The organism is Pseudomonas sp. NPDC090203, assembly GCF_044746765.1.
Classification (GTDB): domain Bacteria; phylum Pseudomonadota; class Gammaproteobacteria; order Pseudomonadales; family Pseudomonadaceae; genus Aquipseudomonas; species Aquipseudomonas putida_AD.
The window spans coordinates 50,643-72,936 of the sequence record NZ_JBIVCV010000011.1 but is presented as its reverse complement, the minus strand read 5'-3'; the positions used below and the strand labels follow the sequence as shown (position 1 = coordinate 72,936).

Sequence of the window (22,294 nt, the reverse complement as noted above, 5' to 3'; positions counted from 1 at the left end):
GATCTTGAGTAGGCCCCCGCCGGCAAGCGGAGCGCCGCCCGGCCGGGCTGCTACGGGACTGCATCAAGCGCTCACCCGTGCCTCGACTTCCAGCCGGGCGATGGCGGTTTCCAGGTCGTCCAGGGCCTTGTCGCTGTCCGGGGAATCCTGCTTGAGCAAGGTTTCGCTGCGTTGGCAGGCGGCGCGCAGTTGCGGCACGCCGCAGTAGCGGGTGGCACCGTGAAGGCGGTGGACCCGCTCGATCAAGGCCACCTGATCATCGGCTTCCCGCGCGGCGCGGATGGCCTCGCGGTCAGTCTCAAGGGAGGCCAGCAGCATCGCCAGCATGTCGGCCGCCAGATCGACCTTGCCTGCCGCCAGTCGCAAACCTTCCTCATGATCGAGCACCTGCAGGCTGACGCCGCCATGACTGATTTCCGGGTGTCGCTCCGGCGCCTGGTTGCGCAGCGCAAGGCCGGTCCACTTGAGCACCACCTGCGCCAGTTGCCGTTCGCTGATCGGCTTGGTCAGGTAGTCGTCCATGCCGCTTTGCAGCAGCGCGCGTTTTTCGTTGGCCATGGCGTGGGCTGTGAGGGCGACGATGGGCAGTGACGTCGACTGGCGTTCGGTCTCCCAGCTGCGGATCGCCTCGGTGGCCTGGCGCCCGTCCATGCCCGGCATCTGCACGTCCATCAGCACCAGGTCGAAGGGTTCGTCCTGCACGGCCTGAACCGCCGCGTAGCCGCTGTCGACGGCCAGCACCTTGGCACCCATGTCTTCGAGCAGCGTTTGCACCAGCAACAGGTTGGCTGGGTTGTCGTCGACGCAGAGGATGCGCGGCGGGCGGCTGGACACCGGTTCCGGCAGCTCGTTGCGCAATTGCTTGGGGTTGATCAGCTCCGACAGGCTGCGCCGCAGTTTGCGGGTGCACGCAGGCTTGGCCTGCAACTGGGTGTAGGCGTCCGGCACCGATGCCTGGTACAGCGCCTGCTCGGTGGTCGGGCACAGCACCAGGACCTTGCAGTCGAGGTTTTCCAGATCCCAGATCTGCTGGCGCAGGCGCTCGGGCGGCAACTGGTGGGCGGTCACGCCGAGCACCGCCATGTCGATGGCGTGGGGCGTCTGGTGCACCACGGTGACGCCGTTGATGAGGTTCTCCAGATTGTTGAACACCATCGGCTGCAGGCCGCAGTCTTCCAGTTGATGCTCCAGCGCCTGGCGCGCCAGGTCGTGATGTTCCAGCACCGCCACCCGACGGCCCATCAGCGGTGGGGCGGGAAGGTCTTCCAGGTCGTCGCGGGTCTTGGGCAGGGTCAGGCTGATCCAGAACACCGAGCCTTCGCCGGGGTTGCTCTCGACGCCGATTTCCCCGCCCATCTGCTCGATCAGCCGCTTGGAAATCACCAGCCCCAGGCCCGTGCCGCCGGAGTGCCGCGACAGCGAGTTATCGGCCTGGCTGAACGCCTGGAACAGCGCGCGCACGTCCTGGCTGGACAGGCCGATGCCGGTGTCCTGGACGCTGATGCGCAACTGCACCTGGTCGTTTTCCTCTTCCTCAAGCATGGCCCGGGCGACGATGGTGCCTTCGCGGGTGAACTTGATCGCGTTGCTCACAAGGTTGGTCAGGATCTGCTTGAGCCGCAGCGGGTCACCCACCAGCGACAGCGGCGTGTCGCGGTAGACCAGGCTCACCAGCTCCAGCTGCTTGGCATGGGCGGCGGGGGCGAGGATGGTCAGGGTGTCCTGCAGCAGGTCGCGCAGGTTGAACGGGATGGCGTCGAGCACCAGCTTGCCGGCCTCGATCTTCGAGAAGTCGAGGATCTCGTTGATGATGCTCAGCAGGTTGTCGGCGGATTTCTCGATGGTGCCCAGGTAATCGTACTGGCGCGGGGTCAGTTCGCTCTTCTGCAACAGATGGGTGAAGCCCAGGATGCCGTTGAGCGGAGTGCGGATCTCGTGGCTCATGTTGGCCAGGAATTCTGACTTGATTCGGCTGGCCTCCAGCGCCTCCTTGCGCGCCAGATCCAGTTCGATGTTCTGGATCTCGATGGTTTCAAGGTTCTGGCGCACGTCTTCGGTGGCCTGTTCGATGCTGTGCTGCAATTCTTCCTGGGCGTTCTGCAGGGTCGCGGCCATGCGGTTGATGCCCGAGCCCAGTTCGTCCAGTTCGTGGCTGCCCATGGGCGGCAGTCGCGCTTCGAGATTGCCGTCCTTGAGTTGCGCCACCACCTGCTTGATCTGGGAGATCGGGCCGTTGATGGTGCGGCTCATGCGCAGCGCGAGCATGGCGGTCAGGCCCAGCCCCACGGCGATCAGCAGCAGGCTGGCGAACAGGCTGCGATACCCGCGCAGCAGCGTGCCGCTGTGGGACAGTTCCAGTTCCACCCAGCCCAGCAGGCGGTCGGCCTCGGCGGGAATCACTTCGCCTGTCAGGTGCCGGTTACGCCCGAAAACGGGCATCAGGTAGCGGGTGGCGTCGTTTTCCGAGCGCTGCAGCATGTGCGTGCTGTTGCCGACCGGCGCCTGGTTGATCATGCTCGGCCCGGCGTGTGCCAGGGGATTGCGGTTGGCATCCAGGAACGACACCGCGCGTACGTCGGCCTGTTCCAGCACCTGGCCGGCGATGCGGTCCAGTTGGCCCTTGTCGTTGTTGGCCAGGGCGGTGGCCGACAGCGGGGCCAGTTCGTTGGCGATCATTTCGCCACGCTTGAGCAACTGGGTCTGCAACTCCGAAAGCTGCATCCAGGTGAAATAACCGCCCAGGAGCGCCGCCATCAGGCAGGTCGGCAGCAGGGTCAGCAGCAATACGCGGCCTTTGATGCCCAGTTTGTTCAGCACACTTGTTCTCCGGCAATCCTGTTCACGTCGTCTTGCCGGTTCATGAAGGCAAGACGCGGACCATGGTTGCCTGTGATTGGGACGTACAGCACCTTTGGTAGTTTGCGCAGTGTAGCCAGTTGCGTGCGGGGAATCTCGGCTGATTGGCGATCACCGAAGGCTCCTACATAAGGTTCGGATCAATCGCCATTGCCGATACTCAAGCAATCTTGAATAATCGCCGCCTTGAGAATCACTCGCAGACGCCAATGAATCCCGCCATCATTCACCGCCCCAGCATACTCGCCATCGAGGACGATCCGGTGCTGGGCGCCTTCGTGCACGACCAACTGGATCGCTGCGGCTTCCACGTCACCTGGTGCCAGAACGGCAGCGAGGGGCTGGCCCGTGCGCAACAGCAGCCGTTCGACGTGGTGCTGATGGACATCCTGCTGCCCGGCATGAACGGCCTGGACGTGCTGATCCACCTGCGTCGCCAGCATTCGATGCCGATCATCCTGATGTCGGCGCTGGGAGCCGAGGCCGACCGCATAACCGGTTTTCGCAATGGCGCGGACGATTACCTGCCCAAGCCGTTCAGCGTCGATGAACTGAAGGTGCGTATCGAGGCGATCCTGCGCCGGGTGGAACTGGAGCGGCGGTTCAACATGGCGGTGCCGGCGCCTGCGATGCCCGCCCAGGACGAACTGACCTTCGATGAAGGCCTGTGCGACGTCGGCTTCGCCGGCAAATCGGCGCAACTGACCCGCAGCGAATACCGCCTGCTGGAAACCCTGTGGCGCAGCCCCGAGGACGTGCTGAGCAAACCCTTCCTTTATCAGCATGTGCTGCAGCGGGGCTATTCCCAGCATGATCGCAGCCTGGACATGCACATCAGCCAGATCCGTCGCAAGCTCAAGGCCATCGGCTACGAGGCGCGGCAGGTGCGTACCGTGTGGGGCAAGGGCTACGTGCTGACGGCGGCTGACCTGGATGGCTGAACAACGCTTTCGACTGCCGGGCAGGCACTCGCTGTTCTGGCGGCTGGCCATTTTGCTGGTGGGTTTCTGCCTGCTGATGATCTGGCTCAGTTGGTACTGGGGCCGCTACATCGAAACCCAGAATGCCTTTCTTTCGCCTGATGCGCGGCGGGTCCTCAACAGCTACGCAGCCGAGGCCGAGCAGGCCTGGGAAGTGGGCAAGGAGCAGGGCGTCGATGACTGGCTCAGAGAGGTGCGCCAGCACGAATCCGGCTGGGTCGGGGTGATCGGCAGCGACCTGCAATCGTTGGGCAGTCTGCCCCTCAGCGACGCCCAGGTGCAGCGCCTGACCTTCATGCGCGGGGTCGACTGGCCCATGAGCCGCCGGCAGAAGACCGCGCCCTGGCTGAAAATCCCGTTCCCCCGGGACGCCAGCGTCGGCAGCCTGATCATCGAACTGCCCGAGCGCTTCAAGCCGGGGCGGCATGCCCTAATCTGGCAGATGCTGACCAATGTCATCATCCCGGCGCTGTTCACACTCTTGTTGTGTGTGGGTTTGTACCGGCTGCTGATTCGCCCGCTCAACCAGTTGCGCGAGCACGCCAATGCCTGGCGTGCCGACCGCTTGTCCAGCGGGTTGTCGTCGCAGATGACTTCGCGTCAGGACGAGCTGGGCGAACTCAACCGCGCCTTCGATCACATGGCCACGCGCTTGCAATCCACGGTGCAGATCCAGCAACAGTTGTTGCGCGATCTGTCCCATGAGCTGCGCACGCCGCTGAGCCGCCTGCGGGTGGCCTGCGACACCGAGCAGAGCCTGCCCGAACTGCGTGAGCGCCTGGGGCGCGAGGTGGAAGGCATGCGCCGGCTGGTGGACGACACCCTGCACCTGGCCTGGCTCGACGCCGAGCGCGAGAAACTGCCTGATGAAGACATTCAGGTGCAGGCGCTGTGGGACATGCTGGTGGACAACGCCTGTTTCGAAAGCTGCTGGCCGTCGCGGCAACTGGTCTGCGATTTGGGCAGCGAATGCTGGGTGCGCGGGCATCTCAATACCCTGGCCCAGGCGCTGGAGAACATCCTGCGCAACGCGATCCGGCACTCGCCCCCTGAAGGCATCGTGCGCCTGGGCGGGCGTCTGGATGGCGATGACTGGCTGCTGTGGCTGGAGGATCAGGGCGGCGGCGTCGATGACAGCGATCTGGAACGCATCTTTGCCCCATTCATTCGCCTGGACGGCGCCCGGCCGGGGGACGGCGGTTTCGGTCTGGGCCTGAGCATCGCGCGTAATTCGCTGCGTTTGCAGGGTGGCGACATGTGGGCGGAAAACACCGCGCAGGGGTTGCGGATGATCATGCGCCTTCCCGCCGCAGAAATCCTAACCGTCACATGATCCCGTAGCAGCACGGCTTGCCGGCGGGGGCGTCGTGTCAGGCAATGAATCTTTGTCTGATCCACCGCTCCCGCCGGCAAGCCGTGCTGCTACGGGGATAAGTGGTGTCAGTCGCTTCCTTTTACACCCTTATTCCTTTTCGAAATATCCAACTCACTTTGCGTGATATGGGGTTGAGGCGATTGCCGGTATGATAGGCGACCCCCGCACGTCTGGACCGCGAAACGCCATGACCCTGCAGTATCCAACCATCGCCGATTGCATCGGCAACACCCCGCTGGTGCGTCTGCAACGCATGGCCGGGAATACCAGCAACACGTTGCTGCTCAAGCTCGAAGGCAACAACCCGGCCGGTTCCGTGAAGGATCGCCCGGCGCTGTCGATGATTACCCGCGCAGAGTTGCGCGGGCAGATCCATCAGGGCGACACCCTGATCGAAGCGACCTCCGGCAACACCGGCATCGCCCTGGCCATGGCCGCGGCGATCAAGGGTTACCGCATGATTCTCATCATGCCGGACAATTCCAGTGCCGAACGCAAGGCCGCGATGACCGCCTACGGTGCCGAGCTGATCCTGGTCAGCAAGGAAGAAGGCATGGAAGGCGCCCGTGACCTGGCCGATCGCATGCAGGCCGAAGGCCGTGGCAAGGTATTGGACCAGTTCGCCAATGGTGACAACCCCGAGGCCCACTACACCGGCACCGGGCCGGAAATCTGGCGGCAGACCGAAGGCACCATCACTCACTTCGTCAGCTCCATGGGCACCACCGGCACCATCATGGGCACCTCGCGCTTCCTGAAGGAGCAGAACCCCGAGATTCAGATCGTCGGTCTGCAACCCATGGACGGCGCCTCGATTCCGGGCATTCGTCGCTGGCCGCAGGAATACCTGCCAAAGATCTACCAGGCCGACCGCGTTGATCGCATTGTCGACATGGCCCAGGCCGAAGCCGAGGACGTCATGCGTCGCCTGGCCCGCGAGGAAGGCATCTTCTGTGGCGTCTCCTCGGGCGGTGCCGTCGCCGGGATGCTGCGTATTTCGAAAGAAGTCGAGAACGCGGTGATCGTCGCGATCATCTGTGACCGGGGCGACCGTTACCTGTCGACCGGCATCTACGATGCACCCAACTGATGGCCAAGCGTGATTCAGGACTGCGCTTCCAGCCCAGTGGCGGCACACGGACCGCGCAGGTGCCTACGGGCAAGAAACAGCGTCTGACCATCGAGCGCCTGGCCAATGACGGCCGTGGCGTCGGTTTTGTCGACGGTCGCACCTGGTTCGTCGCGGGCAGCCTGGCCGGTGAGGAGGTCGAAGCGCGGGTGCTCGGCGCCCACGGCAAGGTGGTCGAAGCGCGCACCGAACGGGTGTTTCAGGCAAGCGACCTGCGTCGCCCGGCGCCGTGCCCGCATTTCGGTCGATGCGGCGGTTGCAGCGTGCAGCAGATGCCCCATGCCGAACAGCTTGCCCTCAAACAGCGCATGCTCGCCGAGCAGTTGAGCCGCGTGGCCGGTGTCGAGCCTGAGGAGTGGGCCGCGCCGCTGACCGGTGACGAATACGCCTACCGCCGCCGCGCCCGCATCGCCGTGCGCTGGGACGCCAGGGCCAAGCGCCTGGACGTGGGTTTTCGCGCAGCCTCCAGCCAGGACATCATCGCCATCGACCAATGCCCGGTGCTGGTACAGGCCTTGCAGCCGATCATGACGGCACTGCCGGCCATGCTTGCAAGCTTGAGCAAGCCGCAGGCGCTGGGGCATGTCGAGTTGTTCAGTGGTTCGGCCAATGCCGTGCTGTTGCGCCATACCGCGCCGCTGGCCGAGCAGGACCTGGCAACGCTCAAGGCATTTTGTGAAACCCACGACGCGCAACTCTGGTTGCACGGTGAGGGGGAGCCACAGCCGGTGGACCCTTCGGCGCAGTTGGGTTACGAGCTTGCGCCGTGGAATCTGCAACTGGCGTATCGTCCTGGTGACTTTGTGCAGGTCAATGCGCAGGTCAACGTCGCGATGATTCAACAGGCGCTGGCCTGGCTTGCGCCACGTCCGGACGAACGAGTACTGGACTTGTTCTGCGGGCTTGGTAACTTCGCTCTACCGCTGGCGCAGAATGTGCGCGAAGTGGTGGCGGTGGAGGGCGTTGATACCATGGTTCAACGTGCAACCGACAACGCATTGAGCAATGATTTGCAGAATGTGAAATTTTACCGGGCGGATCTGTCGCAGCCGCTGGACAAGGCGGCCTGGGTGGCGGAAGGTTTCAGCGCGGTCCTGCTCGATCCTCCCCGTGACGGGGCGTTCGAGGTGGTCGGCAAGCTCAAGTCACTGGGCGCCGAACGGTTGGTGTATGTGTCGTGCAACCCGGCAACTCTGGCGCGCGACACGGTCGAATTGAAGAAGCAGGGCTACCGTTTAAGACGTGCCGGAATTCTCGACATGTTTCCGCAGACAGCGCATGTCGAGGCGATGGCGTTATTTGAAGCGAGTAAGTGAAGCGCCGACTTAAGGACACAAGTCAGCGCCTCACACGGAGTCTCGTTTAATCCGACTGGCCCGCGCACGTGAACCTTGCAAGGCCCGCAAGGCAGGTGCGCTGTAGAAGGCTGGCGACTGATGGCGCATTTCATCGCGCCGTAGGGAAGGTAAGCAACATGGTACAGGTGAGAGCACACCAGCCGATAAACACAGACGGCAGTATCAATCTCGACGCTTGGCTTGATCACGTGGTCAGCGTCGACCTGGCGGTAGACCGGCAGGCATTGAAAGAAGCCTGCGAATTTGCCCGACAGGCCGAGCAACAGGACAACGCCGCCAAGAACCTCTGGGCGGAAGGCACGTCGAGTTTTCAGACGGGTCTTGAAATCGCTGAAATTCTGGCCGACCTCAAGCTCGACCAGGACTCGCTCATTGCCGCCGTGATTTATCGCGCGGTGCGTGAAGGCAAGATCCCGCTGCCGGATGTCAGCCAGCGGTTCGGCCCCACGGTGGCCAAGCTGATCGACGGCGTGCTGCGCATGGCGGCCATCAGCGCCAGTCTCAGCCCGCGCCAGTCGCTGGTGCTGGGCACCCAGGCGCAGGTGGAAAACCTGCGCAAGATGCTGGTGGCCATGGTCGATGACGTGCGCGTCGCGCTGATCAAGCTGGCCGAACGGACCTGCGCCATCCGCGCGGTCAAGAACACCACCGACGAGAAGCGCAACCGGGTTGCCCGGGAAGTCTTCGACATCTACGCGCCGCTGGCCCACCGCCTGGGCATCGGCCACATCAAGTGGGAGCTGGAGGACCTGTCCTTCCGCTATCTGGAGCCTGAGCAGTACAAACAGATCGCCAAGCTGCTGCACGAGCGCCGGCTGGATCGCGAGCGTTTCATCACCGACGTGATGTCGCAGCTGGAAAACGAACTGCTGGCCACCGGCGTCACCGCCGACATCAGTGGCCGGGCGAAACACATCTATTCGATCTGGCGCAAGATGCAGCGCAAGGGTCTGGAATTCAGCCAGATCTACGACGTGCGCGCCGTGCGCGTGCTGGTGCCGGAGATGCGCGACTGCTACACCGCGCTCGGCATCGTCCACACCCTGTGGCGGCACATTCCCAAGGAGTTCGACGACTACATCGCCAACCCCAAGGAAAACGGCTATCGCTCGCTGCACACTGCGGTGATCGGCCCCGAAGGCAAGGTGCTGGAGGTGCAGATCCGCACCCACGCCATGCACGAAGAGGCCGAGCTTGGCGTCTGCGCCCACTGGAAATACAAGGGCACCGACGTCAAATCCAGCTCCAACCATTACGAAGAGAAAATCTCCTGGCTGCGTCAGGTGCTCGAATGGCATGAAGAACTGGGTGACATTGGCGGCCTGGCCGAACAATTGCGCGTGGATATCGAGCCAGACCGGGTCTACGTGTTCACCCCGGACGGTCACGCCATCGACCTGCCCAAGGGCGCGACGCCGCTGGACTTCGCCTACCGCGTGCACACCGAGATCGGCCACAACTGCCGTGGCGCCAAGATCAACGGCCGCATCGTGCCGCTCAACTACAGCCTGCAGACCGGCGAGCAGGTCGAGATCATCACCAGCAAGCACGGCACGCCGAGCCGCGACTGGCTGAACTCGAACCTGGGCTACATCACCACCTCCCGGGCGCGGGCCAAGATCGTGCACTGGTTCAAGCTCCAGGCGCGCGATCAGAACGTCGCGGCGGGCAAGGTCCAGCTCGAACGCGAGCTGCTGCGCCTGGCCTTGCCGCAGGTGGACTTCGACAAGTTGGCGGACAAGGCCAACATGAAGACCGCCGAAGACATGTTCGCGTCCCTGGGTGCCGGTGACTTGCGCCTGGCGCAACTGGTCAACCTGGCGCAGCAACTGGTCGAGCCCGAGCGTGGCAACGAACAGCTGGAACTGATTCCGCGCAAAGCCTCCGGTTACAAGCCGGGCAAGCGTGGCGACATCCAGATCCAGGGCGTGGGCAACCTGATGACGCAGATGGCCGGCTGCTGCCAGCCGCTGCCGGGGGATGCCATCGTCGGCTATATCACCCAGGGTCGTGGCGTGAGCATTCACCGCCAGGACTGCGCCTCGGTGCTGCAACTGGGCGGGCGCGAGCCGGAGCGGATCATCCAGGTCAGTTGGGGGCCGGTGCCGGTGCTCACGTATCCTGTGGACATCATCATTCGTGCCTACGACCGTTCAGGATTGTTGCGTGACGTGTCCCAGGTGCTGCTCAACGAGCGCATCAACGTGCTGGCGGTCAACACCCGCTCGAACAAGGAAGACAACACCGCGCTGATGTCCCTGACCATCGAGATTCCGGGGCTGGATGCACTGGGCCGGTTGCTGGGGCGCATCTCGCAGTTGCCGAACATCATCGAGACGCGGCGTAACCGTACGCCCTAAGCAGCTTTAAGCCACAAGCTACAAGCCGCAAGCTGCACGCGGATAACTTGAAGCTTGTGGCTTGTGGCTTGCTGCTGTGACCGAAGGGAACCCATGTACACACTTCAAGACCTCATCAACCTCATGGCCCGGCTACGCGATCCGCAGTACGGTTGCCCGTGGGACGTGAAGCAGAACTGCGCGACCATCGTGCCGCACACCCTCGAAGAGGCCTATGAAGTCGCCGACGCCATCGAGCGCGGGGATTTCGATGACCTGCGGGGCGAGCTGGGCGATCTGTTGTTCCAGGTGGTGTACTACTGCCAACTGGCGCGCGAGGAGGGGCGGTTCGAGTTCGACGGCGTGGTCGATGGCATCACCCGCAAGCTGATCCGTCGTCACCCCCACGTGTTCCCCACGGGCGATCTGTACGCACCGCTGGAGACGCCACGCCTGAGCGAAGACCAGGTCAAGCATCGCTGGGAAGAGATCAAGGCCGAGGAGCGCGCCGAGAAGGCCCATGTGCCCGAGCAGTTGTCGCTGCTCGACGACGTGCCGACGGTACTTCCGGCCTTGTCCCGCGCCGCCAAGTTGCAGAAGCGTGCGGCCCAGGTCGGTTTCGACTGGCCCGAGGCGCTGCCGGTGATCGACAAGGTGCGCGAGGAGCTCGATGAAGTCCTCGAAGCCATGGCCGACAACGACCGTGAGGGCATCAACGAAGAAATCGGCGACCTGCTGTTTGTCGTGGTCAATCTGGCCCGGCATCTGAAGGTCGATCCGGAGAACGCATTGCGCGCCGCCAACGGCAAGTTCGAGCGGCGCTTCCGATTTATCGAACAGGCCTTGCGCGAAGCCCGGCGCCCCATCGAAGATTGCAGCCTCGAAGAGATGGATGCGCTCTGGGGCGAAGCCAAGCGCCAGGAAAAGAACTCGCCAGACTGCGGTTGAGCTGACGATTTAGGAATAGAAGGCAGAGAGAGAAGACAGATGGCGGGTATTTCCCTTCGTGACCAGTTGCTCAAGGCAGGTCTGGTCAACGAGAAGCAGGCCAAGCAGGTCACCAAGAGCAAACAGAAAGAACAGCGTCTGGTGCACAAGGGCCAGGCTGTCGCCGACGATGCCGCCCAGCGTGCCGCTCAGGAAGCCATGGCCGAAAAAGCCAAGCGCGACCAGGAGCTGAACCGCCAGCAGCAGGAGAAAGCCGAGCAGAAAGCCCGTGCCGCGCAGGTCAAGCAATTGATCGAAGCTACGCGCCTGCCGAAGCTGACCACCGAGGATTATTACAACTTCGTCGACGACAAGAAGGTCAAGCGCCTGTCGGTCAACTCGCTGATGCGCAGCAAGCTGAGCAACGGCTCGCTGGCCATCGTGCACCATGGCGGCGGTTACGAGGTGATTCCTCGTGAGGCCGCGCTCAAGGTCCAGGAACGTGACCCGCGCCGTATCGTGCTGCTCAGCGAGCCGACCGAAGAGCCGGATGGCGACGATCCGTATGCGGCGTACAAGATCCCTGACGACCTGATGTGGTAAGCCCATGACGACAAAACCCGCCTGGGCGGGTTTTGTCTTGCTGCGATCCTGTAATCACGTACGGCTCGCTGCCGCCTTCCTGGCTTCCAGTTCCGCGAGCTCTGCTGCGTAACGCTGAGCGTCCGATTCGTGGTGGAACATCCCTACCAATTGATCTTGTTGGCGTACATCCCAGATCTGAATGCCATCCGCGATGCTCTCATGGGATTTGTGCGCTTCGTCGCGTTCAGTAACCGTTACCGTCATATTGAAAACTCCTGACTCTTTGATATCTGCGGCAGGACGTCGCAGTAGGTTCTTTATAGAATTTGGTAGCTTGCTAAGTAAACCGACGATTCTGGAAAGAGTTTTTTACCAATCAGGCAAGAGTCCGCAAGTACTTGTTTTTGCAGGGTGTGTGGCGTTTTGTCGCACCCTGGGGCAAGCAATGAAGAAAGTTTCATGTAGCCGTGGGGAACAATAAACGCCACGAATCTGGCGGTTCATGCAGGTGTTTGTAGGAGCGCGCTTGCCCGCGATTGCGTCATCCCGGAGCATGGGTGTGGATCTGGCGCGCGGCTATCGCGGGCAAGCGCGCTCCTACAAGGTGTCAGGGGCCGCAAGATCGCAGACGCCGGCAAGCCGGGCTGCTACGGATGCAGGATACGTTTGCATCGGGCATAAAAAACCCCGCCAAAGGGCGGGGTTTTCTGTACAGCGTTCGATCAGCGCAATCAGCTGCCCTTGACCGACTTGCCGTTCACCGTGCCGTCTTGCAGCATGATGTTGTATTCCTTGCCGTCAGTCTCGACCTGTTGCAGGCGAACCAGCAGATAGTCGAAGTCCTTGGCGAACCACATCACGGTGATGCGTTTGTTCTGCGTCGGGTCACGTACGCGCTCGACCTTGATGGCATCGACCGAGCCGACCTTGGTCTCGACCTTTTCCGGGCCCAGCACGCGGAAGTCATAGGTGTCGACTTCGTCGCCATCGACCACCTGATAGCTCATGCTCTTCTTGCCGGCGGCCACGTCGTGCTGCAGGGCGAGCTGGTAAGTGGATTTGTCCAGCACGCCGGTGTTCAGCGGGATTTTCACCGCATCGTTACGGTCGGTGCCGGTGATGAACTTGGTCGGCCAGTCGAACACGAGGTCAACGGTCTTGCTCTTGCCCAGGCCGCCACGTTCGAAGTGGTAGGTCTGTGGCAGCAGCGTGTCCTTTTCGGATTTCAGGGTGCTGACTTCGGTCAGGCTGGCGATCATCATCGACGCCTTGAAACTCAGGGTCCAGCTGCCGTTGGCGTTCTTTTCCAGGCTGCGGGTAGCGCTGCCGCCGCCGACAGGGAGCTGTTTGAAATCAGCGGTGTAGCTGGCGGAGAAGGGTTGAAGGTCTGCCGCGTTGACCGCAGGAAGTGCGAACAGTGCGAAAGCGAAGAGCAAAGCGCGACGCATAATATCTCCTGACTTTAATTTAAAGGGCCAATTCAATTGGCCTGAATCACGTGGCCGCTGGGCCCCAGTGGCTGGCCGTCCAGCAGTGCGCCATCTTCGCCCAAAGCCAATCGGCCCTCGGCGAACCAGCGAATTGCCAGCGGGTAGATCAGGTGTTCCTGGGTGTGAACCCTTTGCGCCAAGGTCGCAGGCGTGTCGTGCAACTCTACCGAAATAACTGCTTGTACGACCAGAGGCCCTCCATCGAGTTCCTCGGTGACGAAGTGCACGCTGCAACCATGCGCCACATCGCCAGCCTCGATCACCCGCTGATGGGTGTGCAGGCCTTTATACCGTGGAAGCAGTGACGGATGTATGTTCAGCAGGCGGCCGTGGTAATGACGCACGAACGCTGGGGTGAGAATGCGCATGAAGCCGGCGAGTACCACCAGCTTCGGCGCGAAGGCATCGATCGCTTCGATCAGCGCCGCATCGAAGGCTTCGCGACCTTCATAGGCGGTGTGGTCGAGAACGCGGGTGTCGATCCCCGCGTTTCTGGCGCGCTCGAGCCCGTAGGCATCGGCGCGGTTGGAAATCACCGCGCGAATGCGAGCCGGGCCCGAACTGTTCTGGAGGCTGTCGATCATCGCCTGCAGGTTGCCACCGGTGCCGGACAGCAGCACCACTACGTCACAAGGTTGGGGCATGTCAGGCATCAATGTGCCTTGACGTTCTTCAGCTCGACTTGTGCAGCGCCTTCGGCAGCAACGCCGATCTGGCCGATGACCCAAGGCTGTTCGCCGGTTTCACGCAGCACTTTCAGGGACGCCTCGACGTGCTCCTGGGCCACGCAGATGACCATGCCGACGCCGCAGTTCAGGACGCGGTGCATTTCGTGCTCGTCGACGTTGCCTTTCTCTTGCAGCCAGTCGAACACCGCCGGGCGGGTCCAGCTTGCCACGTCGACCACCGCCTGCGCGCCTTCCGGCAGCACGCGCGGGATGTTGTCCAGCAGGCCGCCGCCGGTGATGTGGGCCATGGCCTTGACCGCGCCGGTGTCCTTGATGAGTTTGAGCAGTTGCTTGACGTAGATGCGGGTCGGCGCCATCAACAGGTCGGTCAGAGGCTTGCCGTCCAGCTGGATGGATTCGATGTCGGCACCGGAGACTTCGATGATCTTGCGGATCAGCGAGTAGCCGTTGGAGTGCGGGCCCGAAGATGGCAGGGCGATCAGGGCGTCACCGGCAACGACCTTGGAGCCGTCGATGATCTCGGCCTTTTCCACGACGCCGACGCAGAAGCCGGCCAGGTCGTAGTCTTCGCCTTCGTACATGCCAGGCATTTCAGCGGTTTCGCCGCCGACCAGCGAGCAGCCGGCCAGTTCGCAGCCAGCGCCGATGCCGGTCACGACCTGGGCGGCGGTGTCGACGTTCAGCTTGCCGGTGGCGTAGTAGTCCAGGAAGAACAGCGGCTCGGCGCCGCAGACCACCAGGTCGTTCACGCACATGGCCACCAGATCGATGCCGATGCTGTCATGCTTGTTCAGGTTCAGTGCCAGGCGCAGCTTGGTGCCGACGCCGTCGGTGCCGCTGACCAGGACCGGTTGCTTGTAGCCAGCCGGGATTTCGCACAGCGCGCCGAAGCCCCCCAGGCCACCCATCACTTCCGGGCGCTTGGTGCGCTTGGCGACGCTCTTGATGCGTTCGACCAATGCTTCACCGGCGTCGATGTCTACACCGGCGTCTTTGTAGCTCAGGGAGGGTTGCTTGCTCATTATCCAGGCCTTTAGGGGGGATTCGGGGTAACGACCGAGGTCGACGGCTCATGGCCGTGTCATCGCCGGTCTGCGAAGGCGCGCGATTTTATCAGGATTGGACCCAAGCGGCCATCCTTGGGCCGACGGGCAGGGCCATAGATGAAGAAAAAATAACGCGTCTGTTCAGGGTTTTGCCGTTCGTCGGCAGCTATAAAGGGTGTAACTTCAGCTTCAGAGTGAGCGATTCGCGCCGTGCTGCGGTCAGAGTCGAGCCAGTCATTTTTATGCAGCTATTTATAAGCATCGTTTGGGAATTTTCTATGCGCCTGAAAAACTGTCTGTTCGCGGGCTGTCTGTCCCTCTTGAGCCTCCCGGCCCTGGCCGAGACGGTGAACAATCTTTATCAGGTGCGCGAGCCGGTCAGCGGGCAAACGCCGGACGAAAGAACCCGCGCGACCCAGGCTGCGCTGGAGACGCTGGTGATTCGCCTGACCGGTGATGCCAAGGCCGCGCAGAGCCCGGCCCTTGCCGAAGTGCGCAAGGATCCGCAGCAGATCATCAGTCAGTACGGCTATGACGCAGGTCCGCCGGAGTCGTTGCAGGTGGATTTCGATCCGGCCAGCACCGAGCGCGCGCTGCGGCAGGCCGGGCTTTCGCTGTGGGGCTCCAATCGCCCGGTGATCATGGCCTGGTGGCTCAATGATGCGACCGACGGCGCCAACCTGGTGGGCGACGGTCAGGCCTCGGCCGAGCCCCTGCGCCGCGCCGCCCGTCATCGCGGCCTGCCGCTGCGTCTGCCGCTGGCAGACTTGAGCGAGCAGGGTATCGGCAACGCCAAGACCCTGGACGGCAACGACGTCGCCCCGCTCAAGCAGGCCTCCGAGCGTTACGGCTCCGATGCGATTCTGGCGGTGCACGCCCAGGAAAACGGCGGTCAATGGCAGGGTAAATGGCACCTGTGGCTGGGTGACAAATCCGAGCAGGGCAGCGCCACCGGTGCCGGCCAGGCGGAACTGGCCGATGCGGTATTGCTGGCGGTGAGTCAGCGTCTGGCCCCGCGCTTCGTGGTCAAGCCGGGCGCTTCGTCGAGCATGGCGCTGGAAGTGCAGGGCATGAACCTTGAGCGATATGCGCAACTGGGGCGCCTGCTGGAACCCTTTGGCGGTCGGCTGAAATCGGTCGATGCCGATCGTGTGGTATTCGACGTCAGTGGCAGCCCTGATCAGTTGCGTTCGCAACTGTCCCTGGCCAAGTTGCAGGAAGTGCCTGCCGGTGCAGTGGCCAGCGCGCCGGTCGATGCCGGACAAGTGCCTGCCGGGCCTGGTGCGGCGCCGGTTCCTGCGCCTGCTCCGGCTACCGCCGCGCAAACATTGCACTTCCGCTGGTGAGCGGGTTCATAACGACGTTGCATCAAGCAATTTATTTCGGGTTCAAGGGGCAGTAATGACTGATACGCGTCGTTGGTTCTGGCTGGGCGGGGTCGTCCTGCTGTGCCTGTTCGTCTGGCTGCTGCACGCCATCCTCACGCCGTTTCTGGTGGCGTTGCTGCTGGCATACATGGGCGATCCGCTGGCCGACCGGCTGGAAAAACTCAAGATGTCGCGCACCTGGGCCGTGGTCACGGTATTCGTGTTCTTCACCCTGATCTTCATGGGCCTGCTGCTGGTGCTGGTGCCGATGCTCGCCAAGCAGCTGTATCGCCTGTATGAACTGGCGCCGCAGATCCTCGACTGGCTGCAGCACACTGCGCTGCCGTGGACCCAGGCCAAGCTTGGGCTGGCGGACGGCTTCTGGAAGTTCGACAAGGTCAAGGCGGCGATTTCCGAGCACATGGGGCAGACCGGCGACATCGTCGGCATCGTGCTGGCCCAGGCCACCACTTCAACGCTTGCGCTGATTGGCTGGCTGACCAACCTGGTGCTGATCCCGGTGGTGTGCTTTTACCTGCTGCGGGACTGGGACGTGATGATGGCCAAGGTGCGCAGCCTGCTGCCACGCCATCGCGAGAAGAAAATCGTCGCGCTGGCCGATGAGTGCCACGAAGTATTGGGCGCATTCATTCGCGGGCAGTTGCTGGTGATGGTGGCGCTGGGCGTGATCTACGCCGCAGGCCTGATGCTGGTGGGCCTGGAACTGGGGCTGTTGATCGGTGTGATCGCGGGGCTGGCGGCCATCGTGCCATATATGGGCTTCGTGATCGGTATCGGTTCGGCGATTCTGGCGGGGTTCTTCCAGTTCGGCGGCGATCTGTATCCGATGCTGGCCATTGTCGGGGTGTTCATGGTCGGTCAGGCGCTGGAAGGCATGGTCCTGACGCCGCTGCTGGTGGGCGACCGGATCGGCCTGCACCCGGTGGCGGTGATCTTCGCGATCCTGGCCGGCGGCGAGCTGTTCGGCTTCACCGGCATCCTGCTGGCGTTGCCGGTGGCGGCGGTGATCATGGTCCTGGTGCGTCATGTGCACGATTTGTACAAGGATTCGGACATCTACGGCGGGATGGAAGATCCTGATCTTTGAGATCCCCCCTGTAGGAGCGCGCTTGCCCGCGACGGGGCCGTATCAGGCGGTATTTATTAACCTGACACGGCCCTATCGCGGGCAAGCGCGCTCCTACAATGCACCTGCGTTAGCCCTATAATCCACGGCCTGGCCCGAGACAGACGCAACCCTTTGATTTTGCAGGTCGTCTGGCGCATTGTGCGGTCCGCTTTGCGGGTATAAACTTTGCACACTTTACACAGAGGCCCCTTGGCGGTTTGTTTTCGAACCGTTTAGCCAGCATGAAACCAGTTCAGCTGCCCCTGAGTGTGCGTCTGCGTGACGACGCCACCTTCATCAATTACTACCCAGGCGCCAACGCCGCTGCACTCGGCTATGTGGAGCGCCTGTGCGAGGCCGACGCCGGCTGGACTGAAAGCCTGATCTACCTCTGGGGCAAGAACGGGGTGGGGCGCACCCATCTTCTGCAGGCCGCCTGCCTGCGCCTGACGCAACTGGGCGAACCTGCCGTCTACCTGCCCATGGCCGAACTGCTCGAAGAAGGCGTCGAACTGTTCGACCATCTCGAACAATACGAGCTGGTGTGCCTGGATGACCTGCAAGCGGTCGTCGGCAAGCCCGAGTGGGAAGAAGCGCTGTTCCACCTGTTCAACCGCCTGCGTGACAGCGGCCGCCGCCTGCTGATCGCCGCCTCCTGCTCGCCTCGCGAACTGCCGGTCAAGCTGGCCGACCTCAAGTCGCGTCTGACCATGGCCCTGGTGTTCCAGATGCGCCTGTTGTCCGACGAAGAAAAACTCCGCGCCCTGCAATTGCGCGCCTCGCGTCGCGGCTTGCACCTGACCGATGAAGTCGGCCATTTCATCCTGACCCGTGGCAAGCGCAGCATGAGCGCCTTGTTCGACCTGCTTGAACAACTCGACCAGGCCTCCTTGCAGGCCCAGCGCAAACTGACCATTCCCTTCCTCAAAGAGACGCTGGGCTGGTGAACACGCCTGCGGTCGATCCAGCCCTGGTGCTGCAGACGGCCGCTGCGCTGCGTCACGCCAAACGCATCTTGATCATTACCGGTGCCGGGCTTTCAGCCGATTCGGGGTTGCCGACCTATCGCGGGGTGGGTGGCCTGTACAACGGCCACACCGACGACGGCCTGCCGATCGAGATGGCCCTGTCCGGACCGATGCTGCGCCGTGATCCGGCACTGTGCTGGAAGTACATTGCACAATTAGGCAGCGCTTGCCTGGGCGGACAGCCCAATGCGGCGCATTATGCGATCGCTCAATTGCAGCGCCACAAGCCTGAGTGCTGGGTGCTGACGCAGAATGTCGACGGCTACCATCGCGCTGCGGGCAGCCCGCCCGAGCGTCTGATTGAAATTCACGGCAACCTCGCGCCGCTCTATTGCCAGTCCTGCGGCGCCGAGGACCCTCAATTGAGTGAACACCTGCAACGGCCACTGCCGCCGTTGTGCAGGCAATGCCAGGGCGTGTTGCGCCCGCCGGTGGTGTTGTTCGAGGAAATGTTGCCAGAACTGGCATTGAACGTGCTGTACGAAGAGATGGCGAAAGGCTTCGATGCAGTATTGAGCATTGGAACCACCGCCAGCTTCCCGTATATTCACGAGCCGATGCTGCGCACGCGGGTCGCGGGAGGCTTTACCGCCGAGATAAATCCCTCGTCGACCGACCACTCCATGCAGATGGACGCTTTTCTGAGGTGTAAAGCCTTAGATGTCATGGAGTCACTGGTAAGTCACATTTGTGTCGATTGAATTTGCAAATGATGACGATAGAGGGCATAGTCTCGCCTTCTTTACAAAATACGCCACGGTCGTGCCCATGCTGAATCGCTTCGCACCCCTCGTGCCTCTCGCACTCGTTACGCTGCTGTTCGGCTGCGCGGCCCAGATGCCAGCGTCGCAACAGTCGCAGAATCCTCAGATGAAGGATTCGGTCACTGCTCAAACTGCTGCCAAGCGTGCCGATTATTCGGGCTCCGTACTGGACGACGAAATCGCCACCGAAGACGAACTGGCCCAGTTCTCGGACAACAAGCCGTATCAGTTGCCAGTGCTGGCTGACAGCATCCTGGAACGTGGCAAATCGCTGATCGGTACGCGCTACCGTTTCGGCGGCACCTCGACCACTTCCGGTTTCGATTGCAGCGGTTTCATCGGCTACCTGTTCCGCGAAGAGGCTGGCATGAGCCTGCCGCGTTCCTCGCGTGAAATGATCAACATCGACGCCCCTCTGGTCAAACGCAACGACCTCAAGCCTGGCGACCTGCTGTTCTTCAGCACCGCTGGCCGTGGTCGCGTCAGCCATGCCGGTATCTACCTGGGCGATGACCAGTTCATCCACTCCAGCAGCCGCCGCAGCGGTGGTGTGCGTGTCGACAGCCTCGACGACGCCTACTGGGCCCGGACTTTCATCGAAGCCAAGCGCGCGTTGGCCATGGCACCTTCCAAGGATGCGGAAACGACGACTGCGATGACTTCGACTACAATCAAGCGCCAACACCGCAAATAACCGTTCTACCGGGCGTGCAGTCAGGGAAACCCTGATTGCACGCAGTCCCGGCTCCCGGCACAGTAAGCATCCTATAAAGGTTGTTGTGTTTATGTCGTTTACGGTTCGCCTGGCTGTTGCTTCACTGGCTGTATTGTTGGCCGCTTGTTCCAGCAATCCACCGCCAGCCCCTCCCAAGGTCGTTTCCAGGCCTGTGGTATCCGCTCCCTCGCAGTTTTCTTCGCCGCTGGCTGATGACGTGCTTTTGCGTGCCATCGGGCTGGTCGGTACGCCCTATCGTTGGGGCGGGAACACGCCTGACTCGGGTTTCGATTGCAGTGGATTGATCGGTTATGTCTACCAGGGCGCTGCCGGCATCAGCCTGCCGCGTTCGACCCGTGAGATGATCAATCTGCGCGGCCCGGACATTGATCGTAGCCAGTTGCAGACGGGTGATCTGGTGTTCTTCGCTACCAGTGGTGGCTCGAACGTCAGCCATGCCGGGATCTACGTGGGAGAAGGGCGTTTCGTGCATGCGCCGGCTACGGGTGGGACCGTCAAGCTAGACAGCCTGGACAAGCCGTATTGGCAGAAAGCCTGGCTCAACGCCAAACGGGTGATCCAGCCTTCGAATCTGGCGCAGCAGTAGCGCCACAATCCCTGTAGGAGCGCGCTTGCCCGCGACGGCGGCGTGCCTGCTACGAATCAATCGTCTGGTACACCGATGTCGCGGGCAAGCGCGCTCCTACAGGGGCGTGGGCGTTTCAGCAGACTCGTAGGTGGCAGGCACATCGCAATCGCGGGCAAGCGCGCTCCTACAGAGGTGTCAGGGATTGGTGTTGGATGCCTGCACCGTCCGCGCCGCCGTCACCCGCCAGATCTTGTTGCCGACGTCATCGGCCACCAACACCCCGCCTTTATTATCGTTGACCACACCCACAGGCCGCCCCTGGGCTTTTTCGTCGGCATTGAGGAAACCTGTCAGCAGGTCCACCGGGGTGCCGGTTGGCTTGCCGTCCTTGAATGGCACGAACAGCACTTTATAGCCGCTGTGGGGCTTGCGGTTCCACGAGCCGTGCTGGCCGATGAACAAGCCCTCGTTGAACGGCGCCGGCAATGATTTGCCATCGGCGAACGCCAGGCCCAGTGAGGCGGTGTGCGGTCCGACGGCAAAATCAGGGGCGATTGCCTTCTGCACCAGTTCGGGATTTTGCGGCGACACGCGAACGTCCACGTGCTGGCCGTAGTAGCTGAACGGCCAGCCGTAGAAGGCGCCGTCCTGCACCGAGGTGACGTAGTCGGGCACCAGGTCGCTGCCGATCTCGTCACGCTCGTTGACCGCCGTCCACAGTTTGCCGGTTACCGGGTCCCAGTCCATGCCGTTGGGGTTGCGCAGCCCGGAGGCGAAGATGCGGTGATTGCCCGTCGCGGCGTCCACTTCCCAGATCGCCGCGCGGCCCTTTTCGGCCTCAAGCCCGTTTTCGCCGACATTGCTGTTGGAGCCCACGGTCACGTAGAGCTTTTTGCCGTCCTTGCTGGCGATGACGTTCTTGGTCCAGTGGTGGTTGAGGGTGCCGCCGGGCAGGTCGGTGACTTTCAGCGGTTCGCCCTTGATCGAGGTTTCGCCCGCTACATAGTTAAAGCGCAGCAGGCGGTCGGTGTCGGCAACGTAGAAGTCATTGCCCACCAGCACCATGCCGAAAGGCGAATTCAGGTGATCGATGAACACCGTGCGGGTTTCGGCGACGCCGTCATGATCCTTGTCCCGCAGCAGAGTGATGCGGTTCGCGCTGGGCACACCGGCGCCTGCGCGGCCCATGACTTTCTCCATGACCCAGCCGCGAATGCCCTTGCTGTCGTCAGGTTTGGGCGGCGCATTGGTTTCGGCCACCAGCACATCGCCGTTGGGCAGCACGTACAGCCAGCGTGGATGGTCGAGGTTTTCGGCGAAGGCCGCGACTTGTGTGCCCGGCGCGGCTACCGGTCTGGCACCGGCAGGCCAGCCGACGGCCGGGGCGATGTTCACGGTGGGAAACAGGGTTTTGTTCGGTGCCGGCAACTGGGGCGAGGGGCCCGTGCCGTCCGACACCTGCAAGGTGGACGTCTCGCCGCAGGCGCTGAGCCCTGCGACCACCACCAGCACCATCACAACCTGGGGTTTGAGCGTGAACATTGTCTGTCTCCATTTGCGAACAGTCATGCAAGGGCATGTAATGAATAGAGGCGCTGTGCGGCGCGGGGTTCAACTGCACAACAAATGCCTGTTCGATTGACGCTCCGGGGTCAACCCTCTAACCTTCGCCGATTGTTTCAGGTGCCCGCGATCTTGATCGGTCGACCGGGTGAAACAGGGAAGCCGGTGCGAACGTTCTGCGATCAATTCCGGCACTGCCTCCGCAACGGTAAATGAGTCAAGGCTGCGCACGATGCCACTGTGTCCACGGGCATGGGAAGGCGCGTAGCCCCGGTTGTCGCTCATGAGTCCGGAGACCGGCCTGATCCATCCAAACAGCATCACGGAGGGCGATGCTCTGCGCAGGCCCGGACCATTCCGGTGCC

General features: G+C 62.5%; 19 protein-coding genes and 1 riboswitch. Of the genes, 13 read left to right on the top strand and 6 right to left on the bottom strand.

Translation table 11 applies throughout. The annotated features are described in order from the left end of the window. Window positions 1–63: 63 nt before the first annotated feature. Window positions 64–2,817, bottom strand: coding sequence for a response regulator (locus ACIPO9_RS19350; protein WP_400782848.1), 2,754 nt, complete (start codon window positions 2,815–2,817; stop codon window positions 64–66). A gap of 248 nt (window positions 2,818–3,065) precedes the next feature. On the opposite strand from ACIPO9_RS19350, the gene ACIPO9_RS19345 reads away from it, so the two are divergent. The 7 genes from ACIPO9_RS19345 (at window position 3,066) to ACIPO9_RS19315 (ending at window position 11,567) form a co-directional block, all read left to right on the top strand. After that, window positions 3,066–3,797 (top strand): response regulator transcription factor, encoded by a 732-nt coding sequence (locus ACIPO9_RS19345; protein ID WP_400782846.1) that lies wholly within the window; start codon window positions 3,066–3,068, stop codon window positions 3,795–3,797. Further along, window positions 3,790–5,169, top strand: a complete 1,380-nt coding sequence (locus ACIPO9_RS19340) for a sensor histidine kinase (RefSeq protein WP_274134210.1) — start codon at window positions 3,790–3,792, stop codon at window positions 5,167–5,169. Before ACIPO9_RS19345 ends, ACIPO9_RS19340 begins: the two co-directional genes overlap by 8 nt. A 229-nt stretch (window positions 5,170–5,398) precedes the next feature. Next, window positions 5,399–6,301, top strand: a complete 903-nt coding sequence (gene cysM / locus ACIPO9_RS19335; protein WP_400604236.1) for a cysteine synthase CysM — start codon at window positions 5,399–5,401, stop codon at window positions 6,299–6,301. Beyond that, window positions 6,301–7,656 carry a 23S rRNA (uracil(1939)-C(5))-methyltransferase RlmD gene (gene rlmD / locus ACIPO9_RS19330; RefSeq protein WP_400604234.1) on the top strand — a complete coding sequence of 452 codons (1,356 nt, stop codon included), beginning with the start codon at window positions 6,301–6,303 and terminating at the stop codon, window positions 7,654–7,656. The genes cysM and rlmD overlap by 1 nt, the downstream gene beginning before the upstream one ends. Before the next feature lie 158 nt (window positions 7,657–7,814). Continuing rightward, the gene (relA, locus tag ACIPO9_RS19325) at window positions 7,815–10,058 is read left to right on the top strand and encodes a GTP diphosphokinase (RefSeq protein WP_274134207.1); all 2,244 of its coding nucleotides are present in this window, start codon (window positions 7,815–7,817) and stop codon (window positions 10,056–10,058) included. A 93-nt stretch (window positions 10,059–10,151) separates the two neighbouring features. Next, a complete protein-coding gene (gene mazG / locus ACIPO9_RS19320) occupies window positions 10,152–10,985 on the top strand; it encodes a nucleoside triphosphate pyrophosphohydrolase (protein ID WP_400782843.1) in 834 nt (277 codons plus the stop codon). 39 nt (window positions 10,986–11,024) lie between these two features. Beyond that, complete coding sequence (locus ACIPO9_RS19315) at window positions 11,025–11,567, top strand: DUF2058 domain-containing protein (protein ID WP_274134205.1); 543 nt, start codon at window positions 11,025–11,027, stop codon at window positions 11,565–11,567. A gap of 54 nt (window positions 11,568–11,621) precedes the next feature. Here ACIPO9_RS19315 and ACIPO9_RS19310 read toward each other — a convergent pair whose 3' ends face one another. From ACIPO9_RS19310 to purM, 4 genes are all read right to left on the bottom strand, one after another. Then, window positions 11,622–11,813, bottom strand: coding sequence for a hypothetical protein (locus ACIPO9_RS19310; RefSeq protein WP_274134204.1), 192 nt, complete (start codon window positions 11,811–11,813; stop codon window positions 11,622–11,624). A gap of 467 nt (window positions 11,814–12,280) precedes the next feature. Next, a complete protein-coding gene (locus tag ACIPO9_RS19305; protein WP_274135353.1) occupies window positions 12,281–12,997 on the bottom strand; it encodes a DUF3108 domain-containing protein in 717 nt (238 codons plus the stop codon). 32 nt (window positions 12,998–13,029) lie between these two features. Beyond that, window positions 13,030–13,683 carry a phosphoribosylglycinamide formyltransferase gene (purN, locus tag ACIPO9_RS19300; protein ID WP_400604229.1) on the bottom strand — a complete coding sequence of 218 codons (654 nt, stop codon included), beginning with the start codon at window positions 13,681–13,683 and terminating at the stop codon, window positions 13,030–13,032. A gap of 8 nt (window positions 13,684–13,691) precedes the next feature. Continuing rightward, the gene (purM, locus tag ACIPO9_RS19295) at window positions 13,692–14,750 is read right to left on the bottom strand and encodes a phosphoribosylformylglycinamidine cyclo-ligase (protein WP_274135355.1); all 1,059 of its coding nucleotides are present in this window, start codon (window positions 14,748–14,750) and stop codon (window positions 13,692–13,694) included. Between the two features lie 302 nt (window positions 14,751–15,052). Between purM and ACIPO9_RS19290 the strand changes: the two genes are divergently transcribed. The 6 genes from ACIPO9_RS19290 to ACIPO9_RS19265 all read left to right on the top strand — a co-directional run bounded on the left by ACIPO9_RS19290 (window position 15,053) and on the right by ACIPO9_RS19265 (window position 20,384). Next, a complete protein-coding gene (locus tag ACIPO9_RS19290) occupies window positions 15,053–16,120 on the top strand; it encodes a DUF2066 domain-containing protein (RefSeq protein ID WP_400782841.1) in 1,068 nt (355 codons plus the stop codon). Window positions 16,121–16,175: 55 nt separating this feature from the next. After that, window positions 16,176–17,249, top strand: a complete 1,074-nt coding sequence (locus ACIPO9_RS19285) for an AI-2E family transporter (RefSeq protein WP_274135358.1) — start codon at window positions 16,176–16,178, stop codon at window positions 17,247–17,249. A 263-nt stretch (window positions 17,250–17,512) separates the two neighbouring features. Further along, window positions 17,513–18,217 (top strand): DnaA regulatory inactivator Hda, encoded by a 705-nt coding sequence (hda, locus tag ACIPO9_RS19280; RefSeq protein ID WP_274135360.1) that lies wholly within the window; start codon window positions 17,513–17,515, stop codon window positions 18,215–18,217. Continuing rightward, the gene (locus tag ACIPO9_RS19275) at window positions 18,214–18,999 is read left to right on the top strand and encodes an NAD-dependent deacylase (RefSeq protein ID WP_400604224.1); all 786 of its coding nucleotides are present in this window, start codon (window positions 18,214–18,216) and stop codon (window positions 18,997–18,999) included. The genes hda and ACIPO9_RS19275 overlap by 4 nt, the downstream gene beginning before the upstream one ends. Window positions 19,000–19,066: 67 nt before the next feature. Continuing rightward, window positions 19,067–19,756 carry a C40 family peptidase gene (locus ACIPO9_RS19270; RefSeq protein WP_274135362.1) on the top strand — a complete coding sequence of 230 codons (690 nt, stop codon included), beginning with the start codon at window positions 19,067–19,069 and terminating at the stop codon, window positions 19,754–19,756. A 91-nt stretch (window positions 19,757–19,847) separates the two neighbouring features. Next, window positions 19,848–20,384 carry a C40 family peptidase gene (locus ACIPO9_RS19265; RefSeq protein ID WP_274135364.1) on the top strand — a complete coding sequence of 179 codons (537 nt, stop codon included), beginning with the start codon at window positions 19,848–19,850 and terminating at the stop codon, window positions 20,382–20,384. A gap of 177 nt (window positions 20,385–20,561) precedes the next feature. Here the strand turns inward: ACIPO9_RS19265 and ACIPO9_RS19260 are convergent, their stop codons facing one another. After that, window positions 20,562–21,908: a PQQ-dependent sugar dehydrogenase gene (locus ACIPO9_RS19260; RefSeq protein WP_400782838.1), complete on the bottom strand. Its 1,347-nt coding sequence runs from the start codon at window positions 21,906–21,908 to the stop codon at window positions 20,562–20,564. A gap of 122 nt (window positions 21,909–22,030) precedes the next feature. Beyond that, window positions 22,031–22,249: riboswitch (cobalamin riboswitch) on the top strand. The last annotated feature ends 45 nt before the right edge of the window (window positions 22,250–22,294 follow it).